Raw genomic sequence first — 25,132 nt, forward strand, 5'->3', positions numbered from 1 at the left:
GGTCAGGAGTCCAGGCCGATGGCGAAGGCCGCCTCGAGGTCGTGCTGGGAGTAGGTGCGGAACGCCACGTGCGTCTCGGTGTCCTTCACCCCGGGGACCTTGTTGAGCTGACCCGGGATGATGTCGGCGAGGTCGTCGTGGTGCCGCACGCGCACCATGGCCACCAGGTCGTACTCGCCGGTCACCGAGTAGACCTCGCTGACGCCGTCCAGGGCGGCGATCGACTCGGCGATGTCGGGAATCTGGTCGACGCTGGTCTTGACAAGCACGATCGCGGTGATCACGGCTGACTGTCTCCTCGGTTCGCCCTGGCTGCGCGGACCAGCGTAGCCCCCGGGCGTACCTGTCGGGATGCCCCTCCACCGGGGTGACCGGCCGGTAACCGGGCGTATCGGGCACAGCTTGCTTCTCGCGCCCCGGACGCCTCCGCAAGCCGTAGGGTTGCCCGAAGCGCGAATCACGTGCGCCGCACGACGGTCGCCGCACCACAGGAAAGAGGTCGACCCCGATGCCCGTCCCCGTGCCAACGGCGGAGACCCGGTGGCGCTGCACCCTGTGCGGCAACCTGACCCGGTTCGACGTGACCCGGACCGTCCGGGCCGTCGACTACGTGCACCTCGACCTCGCCGGAGAGCCGACGGTCGAGGAGCGCGAGGTACTGGAGGAGTCCCTCGAGTCGGTGCGGTGCCGCTGGTGCAACGCCGTGGACCAGGTGGAGCTCGTCCAGCGTCCCCCGCGCTGACTCCGGGGGCCGGCGGCGACCGGGGGACAATGTGAAGAAGTGGCGGCGGGTGAGACACGGGGAGGCGCCGAAGACGGAGAACGCGGCGCGTCCCGCCCCCTGCAACGGGTGGTGGGGCGGAGAACGGAGCGACGAACGTGATGGAGCGCACCGGCGAGTACACGCGGGTGGATCATGGTGCGACCCCCGGGGGAGCGGTCCCTGACCTGCCCGGCCCAGACCGGGCGGGCCCCGAGCGGGGCGTGGTGGACCCGCTGACCTCCGCGGCCCTGCGCGCCGTCCCGGGTGCTCCCCGAGCGTACTCCACCGGTGGTGGACTCGGGCCGGTGAGCGGGCCCACCGCCCTGACGCCCGGCTCCCAGGGGCGCACACCCGACACCTCCGCACCCACGGGCGCCCCGTCGCACGCCGCCGCCTCCGACGCCGGCCCTGGAGGGGAACCGGCGGGGCCGACCCCCCAGACCGGCTCCCCGGTTCCCGGAGCCGGTGAGCCGCGGACCCCGGGTGAGCCGCAGTCCTCGGGGGAGCAGCACCGGCCGCGCGTCGCCGGCGGGAACCGGGGTGACGTCCCAGAGGCGGAGCCGACCGACGAGCCAGGGGGGCCCGAGGTGACCGAGCCGTCGGCCACCGGCGCCACCGAGGGCCTCGACGCCCCGCTCCCCGAGGAGGTGCGGCGCCGGGTGATAGGGATCGCCTCGGACGGGTTCAGCAGTCTGAGCCCCGCTGAGATGCCGGCCCCGTTGCGGCAGTACGCCCGGTTCACGCCGGCGCGCCGGGCCAAGTTCGCCGCGACCGCGCTGGCCACCGCGTTGGAGAACAACCCCGCCTTCCGGCAGCGGATGGCCGCGAGGCTCCGTCAGGCACAGCCGGAGCTCGCGCAGGCGCTGGACGCCGGCACCGTTCCGGCCGCCGCCGACCCGCTGGACGTGGCCGCGGCGGCGTACCTGCTGCGCCCGGCGGGCTGGCCGAGGCTGGTGACGGCCGCGGGCGCCGAGCTGGAACGGGAGCGGGTCGAGCGGGCCAACGAGGACGTGCTGCGGGAGCTGGCGCGGGCCAGGGAGGAGTTGGCCGCGCTCAGGGCCGCGGCGAAGGCGGAGGCGGACCGGGCCCGCGCCGACCTGGAGGCCGCCCGCAAGGAGGCCGACTCGGTCCAGCGCAAGCTGCGCAGCGCGGTGAGTGACGTGCGGCGCGGGGAGGCCGCCTTGCGCAAGCTCGAGGCCGAGATCGCGCAGGTGCGGGCCACGGCGGCCACCGAACGCACCGCGGCGGAGAGCGAGGCCAGGCGGCTTCGGGCCCGTCTCACCGAGGTGGAGTCGGCGCTCGAGGCGAGCCGTCGGGCCGCCCGGGAGGGCCGCAGCGTCGAGGACATGCGGTTGCGGCTGTTGCTCGACACCGTGCTCGACGCGGCGCAGGGGCTGCGCCGGGAGCTGGCGCTGCCGCCGACCACCGACCGGCCGGCGGACACCGTGGAGGCGGTGACCCCTGGCCGGATGACCCCGAAGGACATCGCCCGACGCGCGCTGTCCGAGGACGATCCCGCGCTGCTCGACCAGTTGCTGGCGCTGCCTCAGGCGCACCTGGTGGTGGACGGCTACAACGTCACCAAGACCGGTTACCCCACCATGCCGTTGGACAAGCAGCGGCTGCGGCTCCTCGGTGGGCTCTCCGCCCTGGCCGCGCAGAGCGGGGCGGAGGTCACCTGCGTCTTCGATGGTGCCGACCTGTCAGCTCCGGTCCTGCTGGCGCCGCCGCGCGGGGTGCGGGTGCTGTTCAGCAGGGCGGGGGAGACCGCGGACGAGCTGATCCGCCGTCTGGTGCGCGCCGAGCCGCCGGGCCGACCCGTGGTGGTGGTCTCCACCGACCGCGAGGTCGCCGACGGGGTGCGCCGGGCCGGCGCCCGTCCGGTGTCGTCGATGCTGTTGCTGAAGCGGCTGACCCGGGGCTGACGGCGCCCGCACCACCGGTGCCGGTGTTCCCGGACCGGAGTGTTATTCCCGTTCGGCCGTTCCGGGGTTCCGGGTGGATCCGTTCGTGTGGGGAATGCCCGATTCGCTCCCGAGGCAAAGAGTCGCCGCGCATTCCGCGGCTCGAGTCTTATGTCCGTTTGCGTGCGTTCTCGGGCGCCCTTCCGCCCCGTGTGACCTGCGGCACAGCGTGTCCGAGATGGGTGATTCCGGGCGGACACAGTGTCAATTCGCTGTTACCGGCTGTGTCATTCGGTGGGGAAATCGCTGAAGTGGCGGAATTTTTTTGCGGGAAGATTTGAACGGATCACGAGTAGGTCACTATGGTCAGGGCCAAACCTCCACCTGGTCGTTCATCCATCCAGGGTGACGGTGGGGGTACCGCTGAGTCTGCAACGTTGGCACCGCCAGTGACCGACGTGCGGAGCCGGGGAACCACCCCTTGTCGCCCGTCCTCGGGCGGGAGGGTCTTTCCCGGGGTGAATCGGCGCGAGGGCCGCCCCCACGGGGTGGTGACACGCCGTAGGGCAGCTTCCGGCCCGAACCCGTCAGCTCACCCGGTAAGCGGCCGAAGGAAGAAGGAGTTCGCCTCCGTGGCGTCCCACCGCCGTCCCAAGCAGGCCAGTAGGGCCCGCGTGACCGTTCTCACCACCGCTGCCGCCGCGGCCGTGGTGCTCTCCAGCCAGGCAGCCAACGCGGCACCCGCGAAACCCTCGAAGGACGAGGTCAAGGAGCAGGTGGACCGGCTCCACCACGACGCGGAGATCGCCACCGAGAAGTACAACGGGGCCAAGGAGAAGCAGGGCAAGCTCCAGAAGCAGGTCGATCAGCTCCAGGACAAGATTGCTCGTGAGCAGTCCGACCTGAACGACCTGCAGAGCGACATCGGCACCCTGGCCAGCGCCCAGTACCGCAACGGAGGCGTGGACCCGAGCCTCCAGCTCTTCTTGTCCGCCGACCCCGACAGCTACCTCGACCAGGCGTCCGCACTGGACCAGGTCGGCGCCCAGCAGGCGGAGTCCATCAAGCAGATCCAGGACCAGAAGCGGGTGCTGGACCAGGAGCGCGAAGAGGCCTCCGACAAGCTGGCCGACCTGGAGAAGACCCGCAAGGAACTGGCCAAGAACAAGAAGAGCGTCCAGACCAAGCTGAAGAAGGCCCAGGACCTGCTGAACACGCTCACCGCCGAGGAGCGCGCGGCGATGGAGGCGGCCGAGCAGGAGCGCGCCTCCCGCGCCAGCGAGCGTGTTGACCTGGGCCAGTCGGGGGGCGGCGACTCCGGCACCGTCACCGGCGTCCCGGCCTCCCAGCGGGCCTCCGCGGCCCTGGAGGCCGCCAAGACCAAGATCGGCGCCCCGTACGTGTGGGGCGGCACCGGTCCGAACTCCTTCGACTGCTCGGGCCTCACCTCCTGGGCCTACCAGCAGGCGGGCGTCGCCATTCCGAGGACCTCGCAGGAGCAGGCCAACGCCGGGACCCGCATCCCGCTCAGCGAGGCCAAGCCCGGCGACCTCGTCATCCAGTACGGCGACTTCCACCACGTGGGCCTGTACGTGGGCAACGGTATGCAGCTGCACGCGCCCAAGCCCGGAGCCAGCGTCAGGTACGAGACGCTGAGCTACATGGAACCCCAGTTTGCCGTGCGCATCTGACAATCGCCTCCCGCTCGACCTCCCGGCCCCGCCCGTACTCCAGGCGGGGCCGGTGTCGTGTTCGCGCCCGGGCCGTGCCGGTCCCCCGTGGTCGGGGGTGTGGGTTCCGAGTACAGCTCCGTTCCGCTCGGGCGGCTGGCCGCTGGAACCCGTTCGATCGCTGATTCCCTTTGGCCGCCGCGGACGGGGTTGGCATGCTGCTGGCGGGCTTGTCGGCCGACCAGTGTCAGCGGCTGGAGTAACGGGCGGGTCACGTCCGCGAGGTGCTCAGCGGCTACCGGTCCGGCCACCCAAGCCGTGCTCTGCCGGCCGAGCCCAGGCCCGCCTACGACCCCGACCTCCCGCTGAAGGACCGGACCACAGCCAAGGCTGCTGAGCTGGGTGTTTCGAGCCACCCCAGGACGCGGCCCTGCAAACGCCGCAACTTCTACACCTCACAGACGAGGGCTACCGAGCCGCCCGGCACGGGGCCAACGCCGCACCACGATCTGAAGAAAAGCGCCAGATCGGCCGGACAAACCCACGACAAGAAGCCTGGACAACGCCGAACAGGGATGTCGTTGCACTACTGCCTCGTCATCAACGTGTTGTCTGGTCCAGCCGCTAATGGGCGGCGAGGATCTCCTCCAGAACGAACGACGCATCCGTCGGCAGGCCGTCGCCGTCGCGAACCGCTCCGGCGCAGACGACCAGGGCCTTCCAAAGCGCCCAGCCTCGTCCACGCTCCCAGGTCGCCTCGTCTACCCCTAGCCGATCGCGGAACGTGGCCCGGCTCTTGCCGGTCAGCATCGTCCAGGCGATCGACAGATCGCAGGCCGGGTCTCCGACTCCGCAGGTGCCGAAGTCGATGACGGCCGCGAGCGCACCGTCCTTCACCAGAAGGTTCCCCGAGGCCATGTCCCCGTGGAACCAGACTGGCTTACCATCCCACGAGGCTCGCAACGCCCGTTCCCAGATCTCCTCGGCGGTCTCGGTCCGGATCAGGCCGTCCAACGTCTCCAGGGCTGCCCGGGCCCACCCGTCGTAGGTCGTCAGTGGTCCGCCGCGGAACCAATTGTGCAGTCCCGGGCCCGGTCCGCCTGTCGAGTCGATCCGATGCAGGGACACGAGGAACTTCGCAAGGTGGGTAGCGAACGCCGTCATGTCCTCGACGACGGCACGGGCCGCAGGCTCGCCACCGATCCACCGATAGACCGACCAGTTGTGCGGAAAGCTCTCATCGGGCACGCCTCTGGCCAGCGGAACCGGGACCTCCAAGGGCAACGCGGGTGCGAGCACCGGCAACCACCGGTGCTCCTTCTCCACCGCCAGCGCGTACTCCTCGGCAGTCGGTAGCCGCACCAGCATCTCGTCACCGAGGCGAAAGGTGCAGTTGTCCCAACCCTGCGCATCGACCGGCCGGACCTCAAGGCCAGACCACTGCGGGAACTGCGCGGCAATCAACCTACCCGCCACCGCGGCACCGACTGGTTTTCGGTCCGGCAACGGCAAAACCTCGGACGTCTCGTTCATCGGAGGCGACCGTACGACGCCCCATCGGATCACCACAAGCGATTTCCGATCGCCCCGAACTCAGACCGGGAACTGTCCGCCCTCCCGGCCCAAGCGGCTCGAAGCCGTACTCCAGGCGGGGCCGGTGTCGTGTTCGCGCCCGGGCCGTGCCGGTCCCCCGTCGCCGGAGGGATGGTGACGGGCCGTCGGACGGCCGGGCGGTAGGTCCCGCACCCGGCCGCACCCACACGAGTGAACGAAGGGGCCGGCGTGTTGCCGCACACCCCTGATGACCTGCGTAGAAGACCGGTCATCAGAGGTGCTCTCGGCAAGGGGTGCTTTTGTCGCTCCCGGCGGCCTGGCTAGTGTCTGCCCCGCAGCTCCGCGTAGTCGACCGCCCACCCAGGGTGATCACGCGGGGGAACCGCCGAATCCCGGTGGCGGTCCGACGGGGAACCACGACCGGGGACGGGAGCAACGACCGGGGCCGGGAGTACCGGCCGCGTCCCGGACGGGGACTCCCGGCAGGCGGCTGCACGGAGTGAAGGAGTCGGCTCCTCGTGGCGTCGCACCGTCGTTCCCCGCAGCAGAACGCGACACGGGCGGCCCCGCTCGCCGTCGCCGCGGCAGGCCTGGCCACCGCCGCCATGATGTCGTTGACCTCGGCACCCTCCGCCGGCGCCGCACCACGGCAGGACGCCGACGAGGTCCGGACAGAGGTGGAACGGCTCTACGTCCAGGCGGAGGCCGCGACCGAGAAGTACAACGCGGCCAGGGAGCGCCAACAACGCTCCCAGCGGAGGGTCAACCAGCTCCAGGACCAGGTCGCCAGGGGCCAGGCCAGGACGAACCGGCTGCGCAGCAGCATCGGGTCCCTGGCCACGGCCCAGTACCGGCAGGACGCGGTCGATCCCGGTCTGCAACTGATGCTCTCCTCCGAGCCCGACGAGTACCTCAGGCGGGCCGCGGTGCTGTACCGGGTCGGCCTCCTGCAGACCGGTGAACTGAGGCGGATGCGGCAGGCCCAGCGCGCCCTGGACCAGCGGCGCCAGGAGACCGCGGACGAGCTCGCCGAGCTCCAGCGGACCAGGTCCGAACTCGCCCGGCACAAGCGGACCGTGCAACGCCGGCTGGCCGCCGCCCGGCGGCTGCTCAACACCCTCACCGCCAGGGAACGCGCCGCCGCGCTGCGCCGCTCCGCGTCGCACGACGCGGTCGCCGCCCCCCAGCCCGGGGCCGGACCGGTCGCGCGTCCGCGCCCCGCCCGCCCGGCGGAGCCCCCCACCGAGGCGGAGCCGCCCACCGACTCGGCGTCCTCGGCCCGCGCCGCGGCGGCCGTCGCCGCGGCGTACCGTGCCCTGGGCGCCCCGTACAGCTGGGCCAGTGCGGGGCCGCACGCCTTCGACTGCTCCGGCCTCACCTACTGGGCGTACCAGCAGGCGGGGGTGACCATCCCCCGGACCTCCCAGGGCCAGCTCTCCGCCGGCCGCCGCGTCCCGCTCTCCCAGGCCCGCCCGGGGGACCTGGTCGTCTACCGCGCCGACGCCAGCCACGTCGCGATGTACGTGGGGAACGGACAGGTCATCCACGCCCCCCACCCGGGGGAGCGGGTCAGGTTCGACCCGGTGGACATGATGCCGGTCAACGCGGTGGTCCGGGTCTGACGCCCGCCCCCGGCCGTGCCGGGCGACCCCGGCCCGACCGTAGGATCGACGGGTGCCTGGCGCGGCGGAGACGAGGCGGCGACACCCGGCCCGGACGCTGCTGGCGCTCGGTGTCCTGGTGGCGCTCGCCGCTGCCGCCTGGCTGGCCCTGCCGGTCGGCCCGCGGGGGGCCCGGAGCGGGGAGCCGGACCGTGACCGGGCCGCGGTCGCCGAGGTGCTGCGCCACCGCGCCGACGCGGTCCTCGACCGGGACCGCCAGGCGTACCTGCGCCAGATCGACCTGGAACGGAAGGCGTTCCGCGCCGCGGAGGACCGGCGGTTCACCAACCTGCGCGAGGTGCCACTGGCCTCGTTCGGCTACCGGCTGCTGGACACCGAGCCGGCCGGGGACGGCCGGACCCGCGCCACCGCCGAACTGCGCTACCGGTTGCGGGGGCACGACGACCGGCCGGTCACCGGGGCCGAGGAGTTCCTGCTCACGGAGCGGGCCGGCCGCCTGCGGATCAGCGCGGACCGCGGCGGCACCGCGCAGTTGTGGGACTTCGGTCCGGTGCGCGCGGTCCGCGGGGAGCACGGCCTGGTCCTCGGTCTCGGTGACCGCGGGACGCTGGCCGCCCGCGCCGCGGAGGCCGACCGGGCGGTGTCCGCGGTGCGGCAGGTGTGGCACGACGGCTGGGACGGCACCGTGGTGCTGCTCGTCCCCGGAACGTCGCGGCAGATGACCGCACTCCTCGGGGTGCCCGAGGGGACGTACCGGGACATCGCCGCGGTCACCACCGCCGAGCTCCGGCACGGCTCGGCCGCGCCCGCCGACCGGGTGGTCGTCAACCCCGACGCGTTCGACCGCCTCAGTGCCTTCGGCCGGCAGGCGGTGCTCACCCACGAGACCACCCACGTCGCCACCCGCCGCGGGACGGGCCCCGCCACGCCGCTGTGGCTGTCGGAGGGGTTCGCCGACTGGGTGGCGTACCGTGACAGCGGGCGTTCCCCCCGGGAGATCGCCCCCGAGCTGCGCCGGGACGTCCTGGCCGGCCGGGCCCCCGGGCGTCTCCCGGCCGACGCGGACTTCGCGCCGGACGCCGCCGGGCTCGCCCAGAGCTACCAGACGGCCTGGCTGGCGTGCCGGTTGATCGCCGAGGAGTACGGGCAGGACCGACTGGTGGAGCTCTACCGGACACCGGGCGACACCGACGCCAGGACCCGCCGGGTCCTGGGGACCGGGTACGACGACTTCCTCCGGCGCTGGCGCGACTACCTGGAACGGGAACTGCGTTGACCACCGACGACACCACCCACCGCACCCCTGGCCACCGCACCTCCGGCCACCGCACGCCCGGCCAGCGTGACCAGGGCCAGCACGACCACGGGTGCGCCGCCCCCGACCGGCGGGACCGGGAACCCGCGGGCGGCTCCCCGCCCCCCGGGGAGCACGGTGCCGCGGGCGACTTCACCGCCGAGGAGGTACGGCGCGGCAGGGCGCTGCGCCGCGCCCAGTGGCCGCCGGTGCTCGCCGGCCGCGCGGTGTGGCTGGCGGTCCTGCTCGGCCTCGGCCTGAGTCCCGCGGGGGAGGAGCTGGTGAGCGCGGCACCCGGCGCCTGGTGGGTCGAGGCCGCCGTGGGCACGGTGGGCCTGGTGCTGCTCGGGCAGGCCGTGCGGCTGCCGTTCAGCGCCCGGGTCCGGGTGGTGCGGCACAGGTTCGGCCTGGTCACCCAGGGCTGGGCCGGTTGGTGGGCGGACGTGCTGCGCGGGCTGCTGATCACCCTGCCGCTCGCGGTGGCCGTGGTCGTCGGTGTCTACGCCCTGGCCAGGGCCCTGCCCGACACGTGGTGGGTGGTGGCCGCGGCCGCGGCCGCGGTGCTCTCGGTGCTGCTGTCCTGGCTGGCTCCGGTCCTGCTGGAGCCGGTGTTCAACCGGTTCACCCCGATGCCGCAGGGGGAGCTGCGCACCGAGCTGCTCCGGCTCGCTGAGCGGGACGGCATCCCGGTCCGGGACGTCCTGGTGGCCGACGCCTCCCGACGCACCTCGGCGCTCAACGCCTACGTGTCCGGTTTCGGGGCCACCCGTCGCGTCGTCGTCCACGACACCCTGCTGACCGCCGCGGAACCCGAGGAGGTGACGCTGGTGGTGGCCCACGAACTCGGCCACGTCAAACACCGTGACGTTCCCCGGGGCACCGCCCTCGGGGCGCTCGGCGCCGCGGCCGGGGTGTGCCTGCTGGCGGCGGCGACGCGCTGGGAACCGTTGCTCGACCTCGCCGGGGTGGACCGCTTCCAGGACCCCGGCTCACTGGTGCTGCTGGCTGCCCTCGCCTCGACGTCCGCCGCCCTCGCCGGCCCCGTCGGCTGTGCGGTGAGCCGCCGGGTCGAGTCCCGGGCCGACCGGCACGCCCTCGAGCTCACCGGGGACCCGGACCGGTTCATCGCGATGCAGCGCCGGCTGTCCGTGTCCAACGTGGCCGACGTGGACCCGCCCCGGCTGCTCCACGCCCTGTTCGGCACCCACCCCAGCGCCACCCAGCGCATCGCCGCGGCCCGGGCGTTCGCCGCCCGCGGGTCCGCCGGGCCCCGTTGAGCACCGTGGGGCCGGGCACGGTCAGACGGCCCACTTCCAGACCGTGAGCAGGTAGGCCCCGTACCAGGTGCCGAAGAGGGCCAGCACCACCAGGACCGTCACCGCGACCCTGGTCCTGGCCCGGGCCAGGGCCACCGCCAGGGGCAGCAGCGCCAGCAGCGCGGGGACCAGCAGCCGGGGCTTGGAGTGGTAGTAGTTGGTCTGTCCCACGGTGAGGCCGATCACCAGCAGCCCGTAGACGACCAGCGGTGGCCAGACCCGGTCCATGATCGTCAACGCTGACCCGAGCAGCGCCGCGCAGATCAGCATCACGGTGCTGACGGCCACCCAGCCGTCGCCGTGCCGCAGGGTGTCGCCGAAGAACCGGAGCGTGGCCCTCCCCCAGTCCCAGTGGGTCTGCCAGCCCGCCTCCTGGATCGCGGTCCAGCCGTCCAGCCGGCCGGTGCGGTGCGCCACCCACAGCAGGTACGCCGGGACCCCGGCCGCCCCCAGGGCGCAGCCGGCCACCGCCCGCCACACCACGCGGCGTCGCCGCCACATCGCCAGGCCGGCGGCGACCGCGAGCGCGGCGGCGACCGCCACCGCGGTGGACCGGGTGAGCCCGGCCAGCAGGCCCAGGAGCCCCGCGGTCAGCCACGCCTCGCGGTGCGCGGCGAGCAGCGCGCCGGCCGCCAGCGCGAGGAACAGCCCCTCGGTGTACGCCATGGACAGCGACAACGCCATGGGCTGCACGCACACCAGCACGCTCAGCACCAGACCGACCCGGTGGTCGTACAACCGGCGCCCCAGGTGGTACACGACCACCGCGGCGCAGGCCGCCGCCACCCGGGACACCACCAGGGCGGCCGTCCCGTGGCCCAGCCCGGTCAGGTCGTGCACGAGCCGGACCAGCCCCGGGTACAGGGGGAAGAACGCCAGCGTGCTGCCGGACAGGGTGCCGTCGTCGTGGTACTCCAGGCCGTCCGGGTAGCCGTTCCGGGCCACGTCCACGTACCACTGCCCGTCCCAGGACAGCAGCTTGTCGCGCACCCCGTCCTGGCTGTCGGGCGGGATCATCCACCACAGCACGAGGAACTGGAGCCCCACGGTCGCCGCGTGCGCGGCCAACGGCACCCACACCCCGCGCCACCGGTGGCGGCGCCCGGGGCGCGCACGCGCGGGCCTGGGCACGGCGCCAACCGGCCGGAACGACCGCACACGGTCCTGCAGGCTGCTCACGGTTCCCGCCGGTACGTCAGGGTGTGGACTGGAAGGCGATCCTACGGGAGCCCCCGCGCGGCCGGGCCCGGGGCTACGCCGCCGGCCGCCCCCGTCGGTGGGCCCGGCTCACGCTGCCCCCACGGCCCCCAGCGAACGACGGGCCACCAGTGCCGCGTTGAGGTGCTGGAGGTCCCCGGGACGCGCGGGGCTCAGACCGGTGAGCTGGGTGATGCGCCGGACGCGGTAGTCCACCGTGTTCGGGTGCACGCACAGGGCGGCGGCCGTGGCCCGCCGGTCGAGGCCGTGGTCGAGGTAGGTCTCCAGGGTGTCCAGGAGCTCCGGTTTGCGTTCCAGCGGCGCGAGCAGCAGCGCCAACCCGTGCAGCGCCTCCGTCGGTCGGCTGAGCTGGTAGTCGAGGAGCACGTCGGCCAGCCGGTACAGACCCGGTGGACGCCCCGTGGAGCGCACCAGCTCCACGATCTCCCTGCTGCGGGCGACCGCGTGGGGGACGCTCTCCGGTTCGGCGACCTCCGCCGCACCGGTGATGGGCACCGCGGCGGCCTCGGCGGTCCTGCCCACCAGCGCGCACAGCGCCTCCCAGGGGGGCGCGGCGACCACGGGGAGCAGGGCGGTGCCGCCCTCGCTGTCGAACGAGGTGAGCGCGGGCTCGCCCACGTACTGGTCGAGGACCGCTCGAACCCGTCTGATCTTCCGGCGGGCGGCGATGCGGGCGCCCGGTTCGGGACCGGTCTCGTCCGGGTGCGGACCCAGGGCGAGGGTCAGCACCACGTAACACGGGGCGGGGCGCGCGGTGGTGCGCCGGTCCGTCGGCTCGCCGGCGAGGAGCGCGGTCATCAGGGCGTGGCGGCCGTTGTTCTCCTGGCTGTCCAGAATCCGTGTGGCCTCGAGGAACGCGGCGCTGACCGCCGAGGTCAACTGCCGTTGCAGCACCATGATGAGGCGGACGACCTCGCGCACGTCGGCGAGTTCGTCCGGGCGGGCGTCGGCGGAGACCTCGTCCCAGCACATCGCCATGCCGAGCTGGTACGCGGTGAGGATGGCGTCCAGGGGGACGCCCTCCTCGGCGCGTTGGGCCGCGGAGTCGCGCTGCTGGCCCAGTTCGGCGTGGGTGGCGGCGCGGCGGTGCTCCAGGACGTCGGCGACGAGCCGCAGGTTGTGCTGGACGATGTCGGCGATGTCCCCGGACACCTCCTCGCCCGGCAGCCCCGCGTAGACGGGCAGTTCGGCGAGCAGCCGGTCCACCACACGCCTGGTCAGGGCCGGGGCTCTGGACCGGAGGTAGGGAGCGACCGGTCGGCCGCCGATCCGCAGCGGCGCATCGGCCTCGGTGTCCCCCGCTCCTTTGTGACTCGTCACAGAAGCTCCCGCGGAACTCTTCATTACCGACCAGTTAACCCGGGCGCCCCGAGTCTGCACGATATTCGGCAGCACAGTCCACCCTGCCGTGACAGCAGACAGGAGCCGCAGTGCACTCTCCCCACAGCAAGAAGACCTCCACGGGACGTCGTCGACTGGCCGGGGCCGCGCTGGGAGTGGCCGCGCTGGCGGGCACCGTCGTGGGCGCCGCCTCGTCCCCCGCCACCGCGGAGGCCGCCGACCGGCAGGTCTACGTGGCCCTCGGTGACTCGATGGCCTCCGCCCCGCTGGTGACGCCCATCACCGGCCCGATCGCCTGCGGGCGGTCCGAACGCAACTACGCGCACCTGCTCGCCGCGCAGCTCCAGGTGGACGAGTTCCGCGACGTCACCTGTAGCGGCGCCGACACCAAGGACATGACCGAGCCGCAGAAGCTGTCCCTGGCCGGCGTGGACATGGGCACCGCCCCTCCGCAGTTCGACGCGCTCAGCTCGGACACCACGCTGGTGACGCTCACCATCGGCGGCAACGACGCCGGTCTGGTCGGGGTCGCCCAGGACTGCATGGAACTCAACCCGTTCGCCAGTCCCTGCAAGAACGACTTCGTCAAGGACGGCGTGGACACCATCGCCCAGCGCGTGGACGCGTCAGGGCCGAAGATCGGTGCCGTGCTCGACGGCATCCACCAGCGCGCCCCGCAGGCCCGGGTCCTGGTCACCGGGTACGGCGAGTACATCAAGCCGGGCGGCTGCTGGCCGTCGGTCCCTGTGCTCGGCAAGGACGCCGACTGGCTGCAGAGCCTGGTGGACCGGATGAACGGCGTGATCGCCACGCAGGCCGCCGCCCACGGCGCCGAGTACGTGGACGTGCGCACCCCGAGCAAGGGGCACGACGCCTGCCAGTCGAGCGACGTGCGGTGGGTCGAGGGCTACGTGCCCGAGAACCTCGCCGCGCCGCTGCACCCCAACGCGCTCGGCGAGGCGTCGTACGCCCGCATCATCGGCAACCGGATCGGTGGCTGAACCTCGCATGCTCGCACGTGTCCTGACGGTGTGGGCGGCGACGCTCGGCGTTGCCGCCGCACTGCTGTCGCCCACCGCCGCCGCCCACCCCAGGCAGGACCCGCGGGGCTGCGAACCGCTCGCCTCGACCACGGACTGCCTGCTGCCCTTCCCCAACGACTGGTTCACCCGCGCCGACCCGACCGCGCCCACGGGCCGCCGGGTGTCGTTCACCGCGGACATGCTGCCCCGCAACGCGACGGGGACCAGCGCCGACCCCACCGCGTGGAACCGCTCCGACGGCTTCTCCCCCGGTTCCACGCTCATCGCGCAGGTGCCCGACCTCGACCTGGAAGCCACCGGCGCCGCGCCGATCACCGACATCGCCCGCTCGCTCGACCCCTCGGCCCCGATCGTGCTCCTCGACGCCGAGACCGGCGAACGGTGGCCGTACTGGGCGGAGCTCGACGCCAACGCCACCGCGCGGGACCGCAGGGCCCTGCTGATCCACCCCGCCCGCAACTTCCGCGAGGGCCACCGCTACCTGGTCGCCCTGCGCCGGCTGAGGGACGCGGACGGCAGGGTGCTCCCGGCCCCCGAGGCGTTCCGCACGGCGGCCGGTGCGCGCCTGCCCCGCACCCACCCCCTGTACCCCCGGCAGAGGGAACTGCGGCCGGTGCTGCGGCGGTTGGAACGCGGCGGAGTGGACCCCGACGGGCTCCACCTCGCCTGGGACTTCACCGTCGCCAGCGCCCAGGGCCTCACCGGCGACCTGTTCGCCATCCGCGACGACGCGCTGCGCCGACTCGGCACCCGGGCGCCGACGTTCACGGTCACCGACGTCGTGGACCGCCCCGTCGAACAGGACCCGCTCATCGCCCGCGAGGTGACCGGCCGGCTCACCGTCCCCAGCTACCTCGACGAGCCCGGCGGCCCGCCCGGTTCGACGCTGAGCCGCGGCCCGGACGGCCGCCCCCGGCACCTGCCGGGGAACACCCAGGTCGCCCTGTTCCGCTGCGAGGTACCGCGGTCCGCGTTCACCACCCCGTCACGGCCCGCGCTGTACGGGCACGGGCTGCTCGGCCGCCGGCACGAGGTGGCCGCCGCCAACGTCAAGGCGATGGCCGCCGAGCACAACTTCACCTTCTGCGCCACCGACTGGATCGGCATGGCCGAGGAGGACGTCCCCTCGGTCATCGCCGCGCTGCGCGACCTGAGCCGTTTCCCCACCGTTCCCGAGCGCAGCGAACAGGGCATGCTCAACGCCGTCCTCCTCGGCCGGGCGATGATCCACCCCAGGGGGCTTGCGGACACCGCCGCCTTCCGGGCACCCGACGGCCGGCCCCTGCTGGACACCGGCCACGGCCTCGCCTACGACGGCAACAGCCAGGGCGGCATCCTCGGCGGCGCCCTGGTGGCCGCCTCGCCCGACATCCGGCGGGGGGTCCTCGGGGTCACCGGGATGAACTACGGCCTGCTGCTCAACCGCAGCTCGGACTTCGCGCCCTTCCAGCAGGTCCTGGACGTCTCCTACCCGGACGAGCTGGACCAGCAGCTCGTCCTGCAGCTCTTCCAGATGGTGTGGGACCGCGGCGAGACCAACGGCTACGCCGCCCGGCTCGCCGAGGACCGCCAGGTGCTGATGCACATCGCGTACGGCGATCACCAGGTGGCCAACGTGGCCGCGGAGGTGGAGGCCCGCACGATCGGGGCCCGGCTGGTCACCCCGGCGCTCCGGCCCGGCCGCAGCCCGGACCGCACCCCCTACTGGGGCCTGCGGACCGTGCCCGCGGACCGTCTGCCCGCCGGCGGCTCGGCAATGGTGGTCTGGGACAGCGGCACCCCGAGCCCGCCGCTCACCAACACCCCGCCCAGCGGTCCCGCGTACGGCCACGACCCGCACGCCGACCCGCGCCACTCGGCGGCGGCCCGGCAGCAGAAGGCCGTCTTCCTGACCACGGGAAAGGTCATCGATGTCTGCGGTGGCCTGCCCTGCGAAGCTTCCCCCGTCCCCTGACCGGAGAGGAACCCCCATGCGTACCCCGCGGAAACTGACCGGAGTCGTCCTCGCCACGGCCCTGCTCCTGGGAACCGGCACGGCCCTGTCCGCCTCCGCCTCGGCCGCGCCCCCGGCGGCGGTCGCCCAGGTCACCGCCGCCTCACCGTTCACCCAGGCCGAGGCCCGTCTCGCCGCCGACGGGCAGTACACCCTGAGCTGGGCGTCCACCGCCCAGTCGGTGACCGTGACGGCCGTCACCGACCCGTCCGCCACCGGCGGCACGGTCCTCGGCACCGCGTCGGGTTCCGGCACCCTCACCGTCCCCGCGGGGACGCTGCCCACGGCCCAGCGCTGGTACTTCAGGCTCACCCCGAGCACCGGCACCCCCGTCGTCGTGGCGGAACGGTCCCTGGGCATCGCGTCGGCGAAGAACTTCAGGGACGTCGGCGGCTACCGCACCACCGACGGCCGCTGGGTGCGCACCGGCCTGGTCTACCGGTCCAACAAGCTGTCCTCGCTCACCGCCGCCGAGCAGCAGAAGATGCTCTCCCAGCGCATCACCCTCGATGTGGACCTGCGCAACGTGTTCGAGCGCGACGAGGACCCCGACCTGCTGCCGGCCGGTATCCGCTACCAGGTCGCGGACGTCGCCGACGTCAGCCACGGCCTGAAGTTCCACGACTCGGCCACCGTCACCCTGTTCAAGGCGCTGGCCGCCGGCCTGCTCTCCGGCTCCTCCGACCTCGGCCAGTCCATCGGCTACCCGTTCATGGTGGACTTCGTGGGCGCCGACTACGCCTTCCACGACCTGCTGACCGCCGTCGCCACCAACGACGGCGCCACCGTCTTCCACTGCAGCGCGGGCAAGGACCGCACCGGTTGGGGGACCGCGGTCCTGCTCACCGTGCTCGGTGTCCCCCGCTCCACGGTCGAGGCGGACTTCCTGGCGAGCAACGGCTACCTCGGCGACGACAAGGCCGTGGAACTGTCCTGGCTCCGGGCGGCGTTCGACGAGGTGGACCACCTCTACGGCAGCTTCGACGCCTACGTCCACGAGGGCCTGATGCTGGACGACGCGACCATCGCGGCGCTCAAGGCCAAGCTGCTGGTCTGACCGGGCACGCACCGCACGCCCGTCGCCCACCGGGCACCGCCGGTGGGCGACGGGGCCGGGGCGCGCCAGGACCGCGGGCCCGGCGGGCCGGGGGCGCGGCGGCCCGGTACTGTCGGCCGTGATGGACAAGACCCTCATCGTCACCAACGACTTCCCGCCCCGCCCGGGTGGCATCCAGGCGTTCGTGCACTGCCTGGCGCTCCAACTCGACCCGAAGCAGGTGGTGGTCTACGCGTCCACCACCAAGGACACCGCGGAGGTGGCCCGGTTCGACGCCGGGCAGCCGTTCCCCGTGGTGCGGGACCGGTCCAGGGTGCTGCTGCCCAGCCGCAGGGTGACCCGTCGCGCGGTGCGGCTGCTGCGGGAACACGGGTGCTCGTCGGTGTGGTTCGGGGCAGCGGCCCCGCTGGGGCTGATGGCTCCCGCGCTGCGGGAGGCTGGGGCACGCCGGATCGTCGCCACCACCCACGGGCACGAGGCGGGCTGGGCGGCGCTGCCGGTGACCCGGCAGTTGCTGCGGCGGATCGGTGACGGGGTGGACACCGTGACGTTCCTCGGCGAGTACACCCGTTCCCGGATCGCTCCCGCGTTGAGCCCGCGGGCGGCGGGGGCGATGGTGCGGCTCACCCCGGGGGTGGAGGCGGAGCTGTTCCACCCGGGGGTGGACCGCCAGGCGGTGCGGGACCGGTTGAGGCTCTCGACGCGCCCGGTGGTGGTGTGCGTGTCCCGACTGGTGCCGCGCAAGGGCCAGGACACGCTGATCCGGGCGTGGCCCCGGGTGCTGGCGCGGGTGCCGGACGCGGTGTTGCTGGTCGTGGGCGGTGGGCCCGGGCTGCGCCGGCTCGAGCGGCTCGCGGAGACCGCGGGGGTGCGCGAGGCGGTGCGTTTCACCGGCGAGGTGCCCTGGACGGAACTGCCCGCGCACTACGCCGCGGGGGACGTGTTCGCGATGCCGTGCCGCACCCGGCTGCGCGGCCTGGACGTGGAGGGCCTGGGCATCGTGTACCTGGAGGCGTCCGCGACGGGGCTGCCGGTCATCGCCGGGGACTCCGGTGGTGCGCCCGACGCGGTGCTCCAGGGCGAGACCGGCTACGTGGTCCGGGGCGGTTCGCCGGCGTCGGTCGCCGAGCGGGTCGTGGAGCTCCTGGACGACCCGGGGTTGCGGCGCAGGATGGGGGAGCGCGGCCGGAGCTGGGTGGAGGAGTCCTGGCGGTGGGACCGACTGGCGCAGCGGCTCGCCGCGCTGCTGTGACCGCCGCTCTGGCCCCGCGGGGCCAGAGCGGCGGGGCCCCGCCGCTCACCCCCCGTACAGCGCGTCCACCTCGGCGGCGAACTCCTTCAACACCACGTGCCTGCGCAACTTCAGCGACGGCGTCAGGTGCCCGCCCTCCTCGGTCAGGGGCGTGGTGAGGATGTGGAACTTCTTCACCGCCTCGGCCCGGGAGACGGCCCTGTTGCCGTCGTCCACCGCCTGCTGGACGGCGGCCAGCAGGTCGGGGTCGTTCCGGAGGGTGGCCGGGTCCGCCGACTTGCCGTGCTGTTCGGCCCAGCGGGGGAGGAACTCCTCGTCCAGGGTGATCAACGCGCCCACGAAGGGACGGCCCTCGCCGACCACCACGCACTCGGCGACCAGGGCGTGCGCCCGCATCCGGTCCTCGATCACCGCGGGAGCGACGTTCTTGCCGCCGGCCGTGACGATGATCTCCTTCTTCCGACCGGTGATCGTCAGATAGCCGTCGTCGTCCAGGGCGCCCAGGTCACCGGTGTGGAACCAGCCGTCGGTGAACGCCTCCTCGGTGGCGTCGGGGTTGTTCCAGTAGCCGGTGAAGACGTGCTCCCCGCGGAGCATCACCTCGCCGTCCTCCGAGACGGCCACCGAGGAGCCGGGCAGGGGCTGCCCCACGGTGCCGATCTTCACCTTGTCCCAGGGGTTGAAGGTGGTCGCCGCGCAGGACTCGGTGAGCCCGTAGCCCTCGAGCACGGTGAACCCGATGCCGCGGTAGAAGTGCCCCAGCCGCTCGCCGAGCGGCCCCCCGCCGGAGATCGCGTGGGTGGCCCTGCCGCCGAGCGCGGCCCGGAGCTTGCCGTAGACCAGCCGGTCGAAGAGCCGGTGCTTGAGCCGCAGGCCCAGGCCGGGCCCCGTCGGGGTGTCCAGGGCACGGCTGTACTCCGTGGCCACCTCGGCCGCCCGGTCGAAGATCTTCCCCTTGCCGTCCGCCGCGGCCTTGGCCCGGGCCGTGTTGTAGACCTTCTCGAAAACCCGCGGCACACCCAGCACCAGCGTCGGACGGAAGGTGGCCAGCTCGTTGGTGACCTGCTTGACGTCGGAGCAGTGTCCCAGCGGCACCGGGGCCAGCAGCGCGCACACCTCCACCAGCCGCCCGAAGACGTGCGCCAGCGGCAGGAACAGCAGGATCGACGACCCCTCGGAGAACAGCGGGCGCAGCCGTTCCACCGCGTTGCCGCACTCGGCGAAGAAGTTGCGGTGGGTCAGCACGCAGCCCTTGGGACGGCCGGTGGTGCCGGAGGTGTAGACGATGGTGGCCGGGGAGTCGGCGTCGGCCGCGGTGCCGCGTTCCTCCACGGTGGCGTCGGTGACGTCCGCCCCGGCCGCGACGAGGTCCCGCACCGCCCCGTCGTCCAGCCGCCACACGTTCCGCAGGTCCGGCAGCCGGTCCCGCACGGACCCCACGCACTCCTCGTGGTCGGCGGTGCCCACCACGCAGGCGACCGCCCCGGAGTCGCTGAGGATCCACTCGACCTGTTCCGCGGAAGAGGTCTCGTAGACCGGCACGGTGACCGCGCCGGCGTACCAGACGGCGAAGTCGACCAGCGTCCACTCGTAGCTGGTGGACGCCATCAGGCCGACCCGGTCCCCGACCCCCACGCCGGACGCGATCAGGCCCTTGGCCACCTCGCGGACCTCGGCCAGGAACCCCTCGGCGGTCACGTCCTGCCAGGAGTCGCCGGACTTCCTCCTGACCACCGTCATGGTGGGGTGTTCGGCGGCGTTGCGGCGGATGAGATCCGTCAGGTTGCTGTCCGCAGGTACCTCGTACAGTGCCGGAAGGCTGAACTCGCGCAAGACTGCTGCTCCTCATCGGCGCCGGCGGCCGGCGTGTGGTTCCAGCGGGCGGAACGTTGCTGGACGGTTCGGACGCTACCGATCGGTAACGCTGATCGGTAGGGGTCGGGAACCCATGTTCCGAGTGTCACAGCGGAATCGCCAGGCACTGACCGGGCCTTTCCTGTGCCGGCCGCGACCCCGCGGAGCGGCACCCCGGGCGGAACACTACGTCAGTTCGGGAGTGACCCGCAGGTAACCGCTCATTGGTTCTAGGCTGGTGCCATGCGGGTCCATGTCGTCAGCGATGTCCACGGTTCCCACGAGGCCCTCGCCCGCGCGGGAGACGGTGCGGACGCGCTGCTCTGCCTCGGCGACCTGATCCTCTTCCTCGACTACGCCGACCACTCCCGGGGCATCTTCCCGGACCTGTTCGGAGCCGCCGCGGCCAGCCGGATCGTCGCGCTGCGCACCGCCAACCGCTTCGCCGAGGCGCGGGCGATGGCCGCGGAGCTGTGGAAGGACCTGGACCGGGAGCAGGCGATCGAGACCGCGGTGCGCCGCCAGTACGCCCAGCTCTTCGCCGCGTTCCCCACCCCCACCTACGCCACCTACGGCAACGTGGACCTGCCGCACCTGTGGCCGGAGTACGCCGGGGACGGCGTGACCGTGCTCGACGGCGCCACCGTGCGGATAGGGGAGTGGACCTTCGGTTTCGTCGGCGGCGGCCTGCCCAGTCCCATGCGCACCCCGTACGAGGTGGACGAGGAGACCTACGCCGCCAAGGTCGCCGCGCTGGGGCCGGTGGACGTGCTGTGCACCCACATCCCCCCGGCCGTCCCCGACCTCACCTACGACGTGGTGGCCCGCCGGTTCGAGCGGGGCAGCGAGGCGGTGCTCGAGGCGATCCGCGCCACCCAGCCCCGGTACGCCCTGTTCGGGCACGTCCACCAACCGCTCGCGGACCGGATGCGCATCGGCGTCACCGAGTGCGTCAACGTCGGTCACTTCCGTGCCACCGGCCGGCCGTGGGTGCTGCGTTGGTGACGACGCCTGCGCCGCCCGACCGGCACGCCCGCGGTCCGCACGCGATAGCCTTCCCGCACCACGCACCGACATGTGGGACGAAACCGTCCCGGAGGGACCGAGGCCATGGCGGACCACACCAGGTCGAGCATCACCATCGAAGCGAGCCCCGCCGCGGTCATGGGGGTCATCTCCGACTTCGCCCGCTACCCGGAGTGGACCGGTGAGGTGAAGGAGGCGGAGGTCGTCAGGGTCGGTGCGGACGGCAGGGCCGAGCAGGTCCGCCTCCTCCTCGACGCCGGCGCGATCAAGGACGAGCACACCCTCGCCTACACCTGGGAGGGTGACCGCAGGGTGAGCTGGACCCTGGTCACGTCCCAGATGCTGCGCTCGCTCGACGGCACCTACCTGCTCACCCCGATCGGCGACGGCAGCGCGACCGAGGTCAGTTACCAACTCGCCGTGGACGTCAAGATCCCCATGCTGGGCATGATCAAGCGGAAGGCGGAGAAGGTCATCATCGACCGGGCGCTCTCCGGGCTGAAGCAGCGTGTGGAGGACATCTCGCCCGGGTCCGGCCCCGCCCGTGGCGAGGGGACCAAGAAGCTCTGAACGCGCGCACCGTCCTGGTCACCGGGGACGGCGGGGCCGGCCGCACCACCGCCGCCGCGGCCACCGCCGTGCGTTCCGCCCGCCGTGGAACGCGCACCCTGCTGCTCACCGGCGACCACGGACCCGACGACCACGGGTTCCGGCTCCACGGGACGGACCCCGGGGCGGCGGACGCCCACGGGCTCGGGAGCCTGCTGGGCCACACCGTGCCCGCCGGGCGCCCGGTCGAGGTGGAGCCCGGGCTCGCCGTCCACCGGTTCGGCCCCCGCCCCGGCGCCGACGACCCCGCCGCGCTGACGCACTTCGCCGCGGAACTCCTCGGCACCCGCCCGCTGGACCCCGAGGAGTTCACCGCGCTCCCCGGCGCCGCCGAGACCGCGCTCCTGCGGGCCCTGCGCGAACACGTCGCCGACCCGCGCTGGGACCTGGTCGTGGTGGACTGTCCACCGCTGCCGGTCACCCTCACCGCGCTGGCCCTGCCCGAGCGGCTGCACCGGCACCTCGACCGGTTGTTGCCGGCGGAACGGCGGGCCGCCCGCGCCCTGCACCCGTTGCTCGCCGCGGTCGCCGGGGCACCGGTGCCGCCGGAACGGCTCTACGAGGTCGCCGGGCGGGTCCGTGCCGCGGTCGCCGCCGCCCGGACCGTGGTCGAGGACAACGCCACCACCGTCCACCTGGTCCTCCCGCCGCAGCGGGCGGCCCAGGCGCTGCGCCGCGCCCGGCCCGCGCTGGCCCTGTTCGGCCACCGCCTGGAGGCGCTCCTGGTCAACCAGGTGTTGCCCACCGGGTCCGGCGACCCCTGGCTCGCGGCGCTGTCCGCCCGACAGCGGGACGGGATCGAGGCGCTGCGCACCGCTGGCCTGCCGGTGCGCGAGCTCCCCCACCTGGGACGCGAACCCGCCGGTCGGGACGACCTGGCGGCACTCGGCGCCGGCCTGGCGGTGGCCCCCCGGCCCCCCGGTCCCGCGGCCGAACCGTGGACCGTGCTGCCGTCCGGGGCCGACGCCCACGGGGCCGACGCCCACGGGGCCGATGTCCACGGGGCCGAGGAAGGCCAGTTCACCTGGCGGCTGCCCCTGCCCGGCGCGGAGCGCTCCGACCTGCACCTGGTCCGCCGCGACGACGAGCTGGTCGTGGACCTGGGCCCGTACCGGCGGATACTGCCGCTCCCCGCGGTGCTGCGGCGCTGCACCGCCGCGGGCGCCAGCGTGCGGGACGGCGCGCTGCTGGTCCGGTTCACGCCGGACCCGGGGCTGTGGCCGCGGCGCCGAACCGTCGGGTAACGTCAAGGACACGGCCATGCCGGCCCTCGCGCGCACCAGGAGTCGACCATGAGCGAATCCCCGCTCTCCCCAGACCCGTCCGCCAGTGAGAAGTCCACCGGCGCACCACAGCCGGACGACGACGCCTGGTCCACGGCGTGTGCCGAGGACATGGCCGAACAGGCCTCCAAGCGCCGGGTGAACCAGGCGTACCAGCCGGGGAGCGCCGCCGACGAACTGCGCAAGCTCGCGGGAGCGGTCGCGGACCGCGTCCAGGAGCTCGGCACACCGCTCGGCCTGCCCACCCAGCTCCTGGTCCACCAGGCCAAGTCGATGTTCGACCAGGCAAAGGGACGCAACCCGGAGCTCTTCGACCACCTCGCCGCGGCCGGCAACGAGCTGCTCGCCGCCTACCGTGCCGCGGTCACCGACCAGGAACGGCGTTGGACCGACGGTCCGCCGCCCCGCAGCGAGGACATCGACCTGGACTGAGCCCACGGGCCCCTGACGTCGTGAAGCATCCCGGGCCGGTACGGTTACCCCCGGCGGGGATCGACCGAGCAACTGAGGGACACATGGGACTCACCATCGGCGTCGACATCGGCGGCACCAAGATCGCAGCCGGCGTGGTCGACGAGGAAGGACTGATTCTCGAGACGGTCAAGGTGCCGACTCCGACGACCCCCGAGGGCGTGGTGGACGCCATCTCCGACGCGGTGCGGGCGGTCTGCGCGAGTGGTCAGGACATCGAGGCCGTCGGGGTGGGTGCCGCCGGCTACGTGGACGACAAGCGGGCCACCGTCCTGTTCGCGCCGAACATCGACTGGCGCCGGGAGGCGTTGAAGGACAAGGTCGAGCAGCGGGTGGGTCTCCCGGTGGTGGTGGAGAACGACGCCAACGCCGCCGCGTGGGGGGAGTACCGCTTCGGCGCCGGCAAGGGCCATGACGACGTGGTCTGCATCACCCTGGGCACCGGTCTCGGCGGCGGCATCATCATCGGTGGCCGGCTGCACCGGGGCCGCTTCGGCGTGGCCGGCGAGATCGGTCACATCCGGGTGGTCCCGGACGGGCTGCTGTGCGGCTGCGGCAGCCAGGGCTGCTGGGAACAGTACGCCAGCGGCCGGGCACTGGTCCGCTACGCCCGCCAGCGTGCCGCCGCCACCCCGGAGAGCGCCGAGGTCCTGCTCTCCCTCGGGGACGGGACGAGCGAGGGCATCGAGGGCCAGCACGTCACCCGCGCCGTGGAGCTGGGGGACCCGGTGGCCATCGACTCCTTCCGTGAACTGGCCCGCTGGGCCGGTGCCGGCCTCGCCGACCTCGCGTCCCTGTTCGACCCCTCGGCGTTCATCGTCGGAGGTGGGGTCTCGGACGCCGGCGAGGTGGTGCTCGAGCCGATCCGCAAGTCCTTCCGCCGGTGGCTGGTCGGTGGGCAGCACCGCCCGCACGCCCAGGTCCTGGTGGCCAGGCTGGGCGGCAGGGCCGGTCTGGTCGGTGCGGCGGACCTGGCGCGCCAGGGCTGAGAGGACCGGGTGATGACGTCGCCGACACCGGGCAACGACCCCGCTGACTCTGCTGCCCGCAACGGCCGGGCCGAACCAGGGGAGCCGGCGGACACCCAGGCGCTGGGGAGGGGGCTGCCCGCCTCGGCCTCCGAGAGCGACGGATCAGTGGTGGTCCGCCTGCTCAGCTACAACGTCCGCTCGCTGCGCGACGACCGGGCCGCCCTGGTACGGGTGGTCCGGGCCTGCGCGCCGGACGTGGTGTGCGTCCAGGAGGCGCCGCGCTTCTTCCGGTGGCGCAAGAAGGCCGCCTGGCTCGCCAGGGACTGTGGGCTCGTCGCGGTCACCGGCGGGCAGCCCGCCGCGGGGCCGCTGCTGCTCTCGTCGTTGCGCGCCCGGGTGGTGCACAGCGAGGACGTGCTGCTGCCCCGCACCCCCGGGCTGCACCGGCGCGGCTTCGCCACCGCGACGCTGGAGTTCGGGTCGGTCAGGCTGGGGGTGGTGAGCTGCCACCTGAGTCTGGACCGGGCCGAACGGCAGCGACAGGCCGACGCGCTGCTGCGGCGGGTGGACGGAACCGGCGAACGGTACGCGGTGGCCGCGGGCGACATCAACGAGGCCCCGGAGGGCAGCTCCTGGCAACTGCTGACCGGCAAGCTGCGGGACGCGCACGCCACCGTGCCCTGGGGCGGGACGTTCACCTCCCCCGCCGGGGAGCCGCTGCGCCGGATCGACGGGGTGTTCGTCACCCCCGAGGTGGAGGTGCTCGGTTGCGGCGTGCCCCAGCCGGAGGACCTCCCGGGCCTGGACCCGGCGGACCTGGCCGCGGCGAGTGACCACCTGCCGGTGCTCGCCGCCCTGCGCCTGCGCGGCTGACCGACGGCGAACGGCCCC

21 protein-coding genes and 1 riboswitch are annotated in these 25,132 nt (G+C 73.4%); of the genes, 16 read left to right on the top strand and 5 right to left on the bottom strand.

The window, feature by feature from the left end; genetic code table 11:
* Positions 1–2 precede the first annotated feature (2 nt).
* Positions 3–284 carry an Lrp/AsnC family transcriptional regulator gene (locus A3IG_RS0105815; RefSeq protein WP_018382603.1) on the bottom strand — a complete coding sequence of 94 codons (282 nt, stop codon included), beginning with the start codon at positions 282–284 and terminating at the stop codon, positions 3–5.
* 224 nt (positions 285–508) lie between these two features.
* On the opposite strand from A3IG_RS0105815, the gene A3IG_RS0105820 reads away from it, so the two are divergent.
* From A3IG_RS0105820 to A3IG_RS0105830, 3 genes are all read left to right on the top strand, one after another.
* Positions 509–742, top strand: coding sequence for a hypothetical protein (locus tag A3IG_RS0105820; RefSeq protein ID WP_018382604.1), 234 nt, complete (start codon positions 509–511; stop codon positions 740–742).
* Positions 743–1,350: 608 nt separating this feature from the next.
* The gene (locus A3IG_RS0105825; protein WP_026219935.1) at positions 1,351–2,688 is read left to right on the top strand and encodes an NYN domain-containing protein; all 1,338 of its coding nucleotides are present in this window, start codon (positions 1,351–1,353) and stop codon (positions 2,686–2,688) included.
* 404 nt (positions 2,689–3,092) lie between these two features.
* Positions 3,093–3,289, top strand: a riboswitch (cyclic di-AMP (ydaO/yuaA leader).
* A 10-nt stretch (positions 3,290–3,299) separates the two neighbouring features.
* Positions 3,300–4,358, top strand: a complete 1,059-nt coding sequence (locus A3IG_RS0105830) for a C40 family peptidase (RefSeq protein ID WP_018382606.1) — start codon at positions 3,300–3,302, stop codon at positions 4,356–4,358.
* Between the two features lie 603 nt (positions 4,359–4,961).
* On the opposite strand, the gene A3IG_RS0105835 is transcribed toward A3IG_RS0105830, so the two are convergent.
* Positions 4,962–5,870, bottom strand: coding sequence for an aminoglycoside phosphotransferase family protein (locus A3IG_RS0105835; RefSeq protein ID WP_018382607.1), 909 nt, complete (start codon positions 5,868–5,870; stop codon positions 4,962–4,964).
* Positions 5,871–6,409: 539 nt separating this feature from the next.
* Between A3IG_RS0105835 and A3IG_RS0105840 the strand changes: the two genes are divergently transcribed.
* From A3IG_RS0105840 to A3IG_RS0105850, 3 genes are read left to right on the top strand one after another with little or no spacing between them, the layout of a single operon-like run.
* The gene (locus A3IG_RS0105840; RefSeq protein WP_018382608.1) at positions 6,410–7,513 is read left to right on the top strand and encodes a C40 family peptidase; all 1,104 of its coding nucleotides are present in this window, start codon (positions 6,410–6,412) and stop codon (positions 7,511–7,513) included.
* 52 nt (positions 7,514–7,565) lie between these two features.
* Positions 7,566–8,789, top strand: a complete 1,224-nt coding sequence (locus tag A3IG_RS0105845; protein WP_018382609.1) for a hypothetical protein — start codon at positions 7,566–7,568, stop codon at positions 8,787–8,789.
* Positions 8,786–10,084, top strand: a complete 1,299-nt coding sequence (locus A3IG_RS0105850; RefSeq protein WP_018382610.1) for a M48 family metalloprotease — start codon at positions 8,786–8,788, stop codon at positions 10,082–10,084. Before A3IG_RS0105845 ends, A3IG_RS0105850 begins: the two co-directional genes overlap by 4 nt.
* A 21-nt stretch (positions 10,085–10,105) precedes the next feature.
* Here A3IG_RS0105850 and A3IG_RS0105855 read toward each other — a convergent pair whose 3' ends face one another.
* Together A3IG_RS0105855 and A3IG_RS0105860 are read right to left on the bottom strand one after the other, a co-directional pair.
* Positions 10,106–11,302 (bottom strand): glycosyltransferase family 39 protein, encoded by a 1,197-nt coding sequence (locus A3IG_RS0105855; RefSeq protein ID WP_244885037.1) that lies wholly within the window; start codon positions 11,300–11,302, stop codon positions 10,106–10,108.
* 108 nt (positions 11,303–11,410) lie between these two features.
* Positions 11,411–12,661, bottom strand: a complete 1,251-nt coding sequence (locus A3IG_RS0105860) for a PucR family transcriptional regulator (protein WP_018382612.1) — start codon at positions 12,659–12,661, stop codon at positions 11,411–11,413.
* A 110-nt stretch (positions 12,662–12,771) separates the two neighbouring features.
* Here A3IG_RS0105860 and A3IG_RS0105865 point away from each other — a divergent pair, with 110 nt between their 5' ends.
* The 4 genes from A3IG_RS0105865 (at position 12,772) to A3IG_RS0105880 (ending at position 18,027) form a co-directional block, all read left to right on the top strand.
* On the top strand, positions 12,772–13,683 hold the full coding sequence (locus A3IG_RS0105865; protein WP_018382613.1) for an SGNH/GDSL hydrolase family protein: 912 nt from the start codon (positions 12,772–12,774) through the stop codon (positions 13,681–13,683).
* 7 nt (positions 13,684–13,690) lie between these two features.
* Entirely contained in the window at positions 13,691–15,679 is a 1,989-nt protein-coding gene (locus tag A3IG_RS0105870; RefSeq protein WP_018382614.1) for a hypothetical protein, read from the top strand.
* Positions 15,680–15,695: 16 nt separating this feature from the next.
* A complete protein-coding gene (locus A3IG_RS0105875; RefSeq protein WP_018382615.1) occupies positions 15,696–16,775 on the top strand; it encodes a tyrosine-protein phosphatase in 1,080 nt (359 codons plus the stop codon).
* Between the two features lie 121 nt (positions 16,776–16,896).
* Entirely contained in the window at positions 16,897–18,027 is a 1,131-nt protein-coding gene (locus tag A3IG_RS0105880) for a glycosyltransferase family 4 protein (protein ID WP_018382616.1), read from the top strand.
* A gap of 45 nt (positions 18,028–18,072) precedes the next feature.
* On the opposite strand, the gene A3IG_RS0105885 is transcribed toward A3IG_RS0105880, so the two are convergent.
* Positions 18,073–19,860: an AMP-dependent synthetase/ligase gene (locus A3IG_RS0105885; RefSeq protein ID WP_018382617.1), complete on the bottom strand. Its 1,788-nt coding sequence runs from the start codon at positions 19,858–19,860 to the stop codon at positions 18,073–18,075.
* Positions 19,861–20,124: 264 nt separating this feature from the next.
* On the opposite strand from A3IG_RS0105885, the gene A3IG_RS0105890 reads away from it, so the two are divergent.
* From A3IG_RS0105890 to A3IG_RS0105915, 6 genes are all read left to right on the top strand, one after another.
* Entirely contained in the window at positions 20,125–20,886 is a 762-nt protein-coding gene (locus tag A3IG_RS0105890; RefSeq protein WP_018382618.1) for a metallophosphoesterase family protein, read from the top strand.
* 105 nt (positions 20,887–20,991) lie between these two features.
* Positions 20,992–21,477 (top strand): SRPBCC family protein, encoded by a 486-nt coding sequence (locus A3IG_RS0105895; protein WP_018382619.1) that lies wholly within the window; start codon positions 20,992–20,994, stop codon positions 21,475–21,477.
* 14 nt (positions 21,478–21,491) lie between these two features.
* A complete protein-coding gene (locus A3IG_RS0105900) occupies positions 21,492–22,760 on the top strand; it encodes an ArsA family ATPase (protein ID WP_322887984.1) in 1,269 nt (422 codons plus the stop codon).
* 48 nt (positions 22,761–22,808) lie between these two features.
* Positions 22,809–23,231, top strand: coding sequence for a DUF5304 family protein (locus A3IG_RS28690; RefSeq protein ID WP_018382621.1), 423 nt, complete (start codon positions 22,809–22,811; stop codon positions 23,229–23,231).
* 83 nt (positions 23,232–23,314) lie between these two features.
* Entirely contained in the window at positions 23,315–24,259 is a 945-nt protein-coding gene (locus A3IG_RS0105910; protein ID WP_018382622.1) for an ROK family glucokinase, read from the top strand.
* 12 nt (positions 24,260–24,271) lie between these two features.
* Entirely contained in the window at positions 24,272–25,114 is an 843-nt protein-coding gene (locus A3IG_RS0105915; protein ID WP_018382623.1) for an endonuclease/exonuclease/phosphatase family protein, read from the top strand.
* Positions 25,115–25,132: the final 18 nt, after the last annotated feature.

The organism is Wenjunlia vitaminophila DSM 41686 (genome assembly GCF_000380165.1).
Taxonomy (GTDB): Bacteria; Actinomycetota; Actinomycetes; order Streptomycetales; family Streptomycetaceae; genus Wenjunlia; species Wenjunlia vitaminophila.

Coding starts and splice junctions, on each gene's coding strand:
- A3IG_RS0105870 (WP_018382614.1), top strand. CDS start 13,691: ATGCTCGCACGTGTCCTGACGGTGTGGGCGGCGACGCTCGGCGTTGCC.
- A3IG_RS0105915 (WP_018382623.1), top strand. CDS start 24,272: ATGACGTCGCCGACACCGGGCAACGACCCCGCTGACTCTGCTGCCCGC.
- A3IG_RS0105835 (WP_018382607.1), bottom strand. CDS start 5,870: ATGAACGAGACGTCCGAGGTTTTGCCGTTGCCGGACCGAAAACCAGTC.
- A3IG_RS0105875 (WP_018382615.1), top strand. CDS start 15,696: ATGCGTACCCCGCGGAAACTGACCGGAGTCGTCCTCGCCACGGCCCTG.
- A3IG_RS0105910 (WP_018382622.1), top strand. CDS start 23,315: ATGGGACTCACCATCGGCGTCGACATCGGCGGCACCAAGATCGCAGCC.
- A3IG_RS0105820 (WP_018382604.1), top strand. CDS start 509: ATGCCCGTCCCCGTGCCAACGGCGGAGACCCGGTGGCGCTGCACCCTG.
- A3IG_RS0105895 (WP_018382619.1), top strand. CDS start 20,992: ATGGCGGACCACACCAGGTCGAGCATCACCATCGAAGCGAGCCCCGCC.
- A3IG_RS0105880 (WP_018382616.1), top strand. CDS start 16,897: ATGGACAAGACCCTCATCGTCACCAACGACTTCCCGCCCCGCCCGGGT.
- A3IG_RS28690 (WP_018382621.1), top strand. CDS start 22,809: ATGAGCGAATCCCCGCTCTCCCCAGACCCGTCCGCCAGTGAGAAGTCC.
- A3IG_RS0105890 (WP_018382618.1), top strand. CDS start 20,125: ATGCGGGTCCATGTCGTCAGCGATGTCCACGGTTCCCACGAGGCCCTC.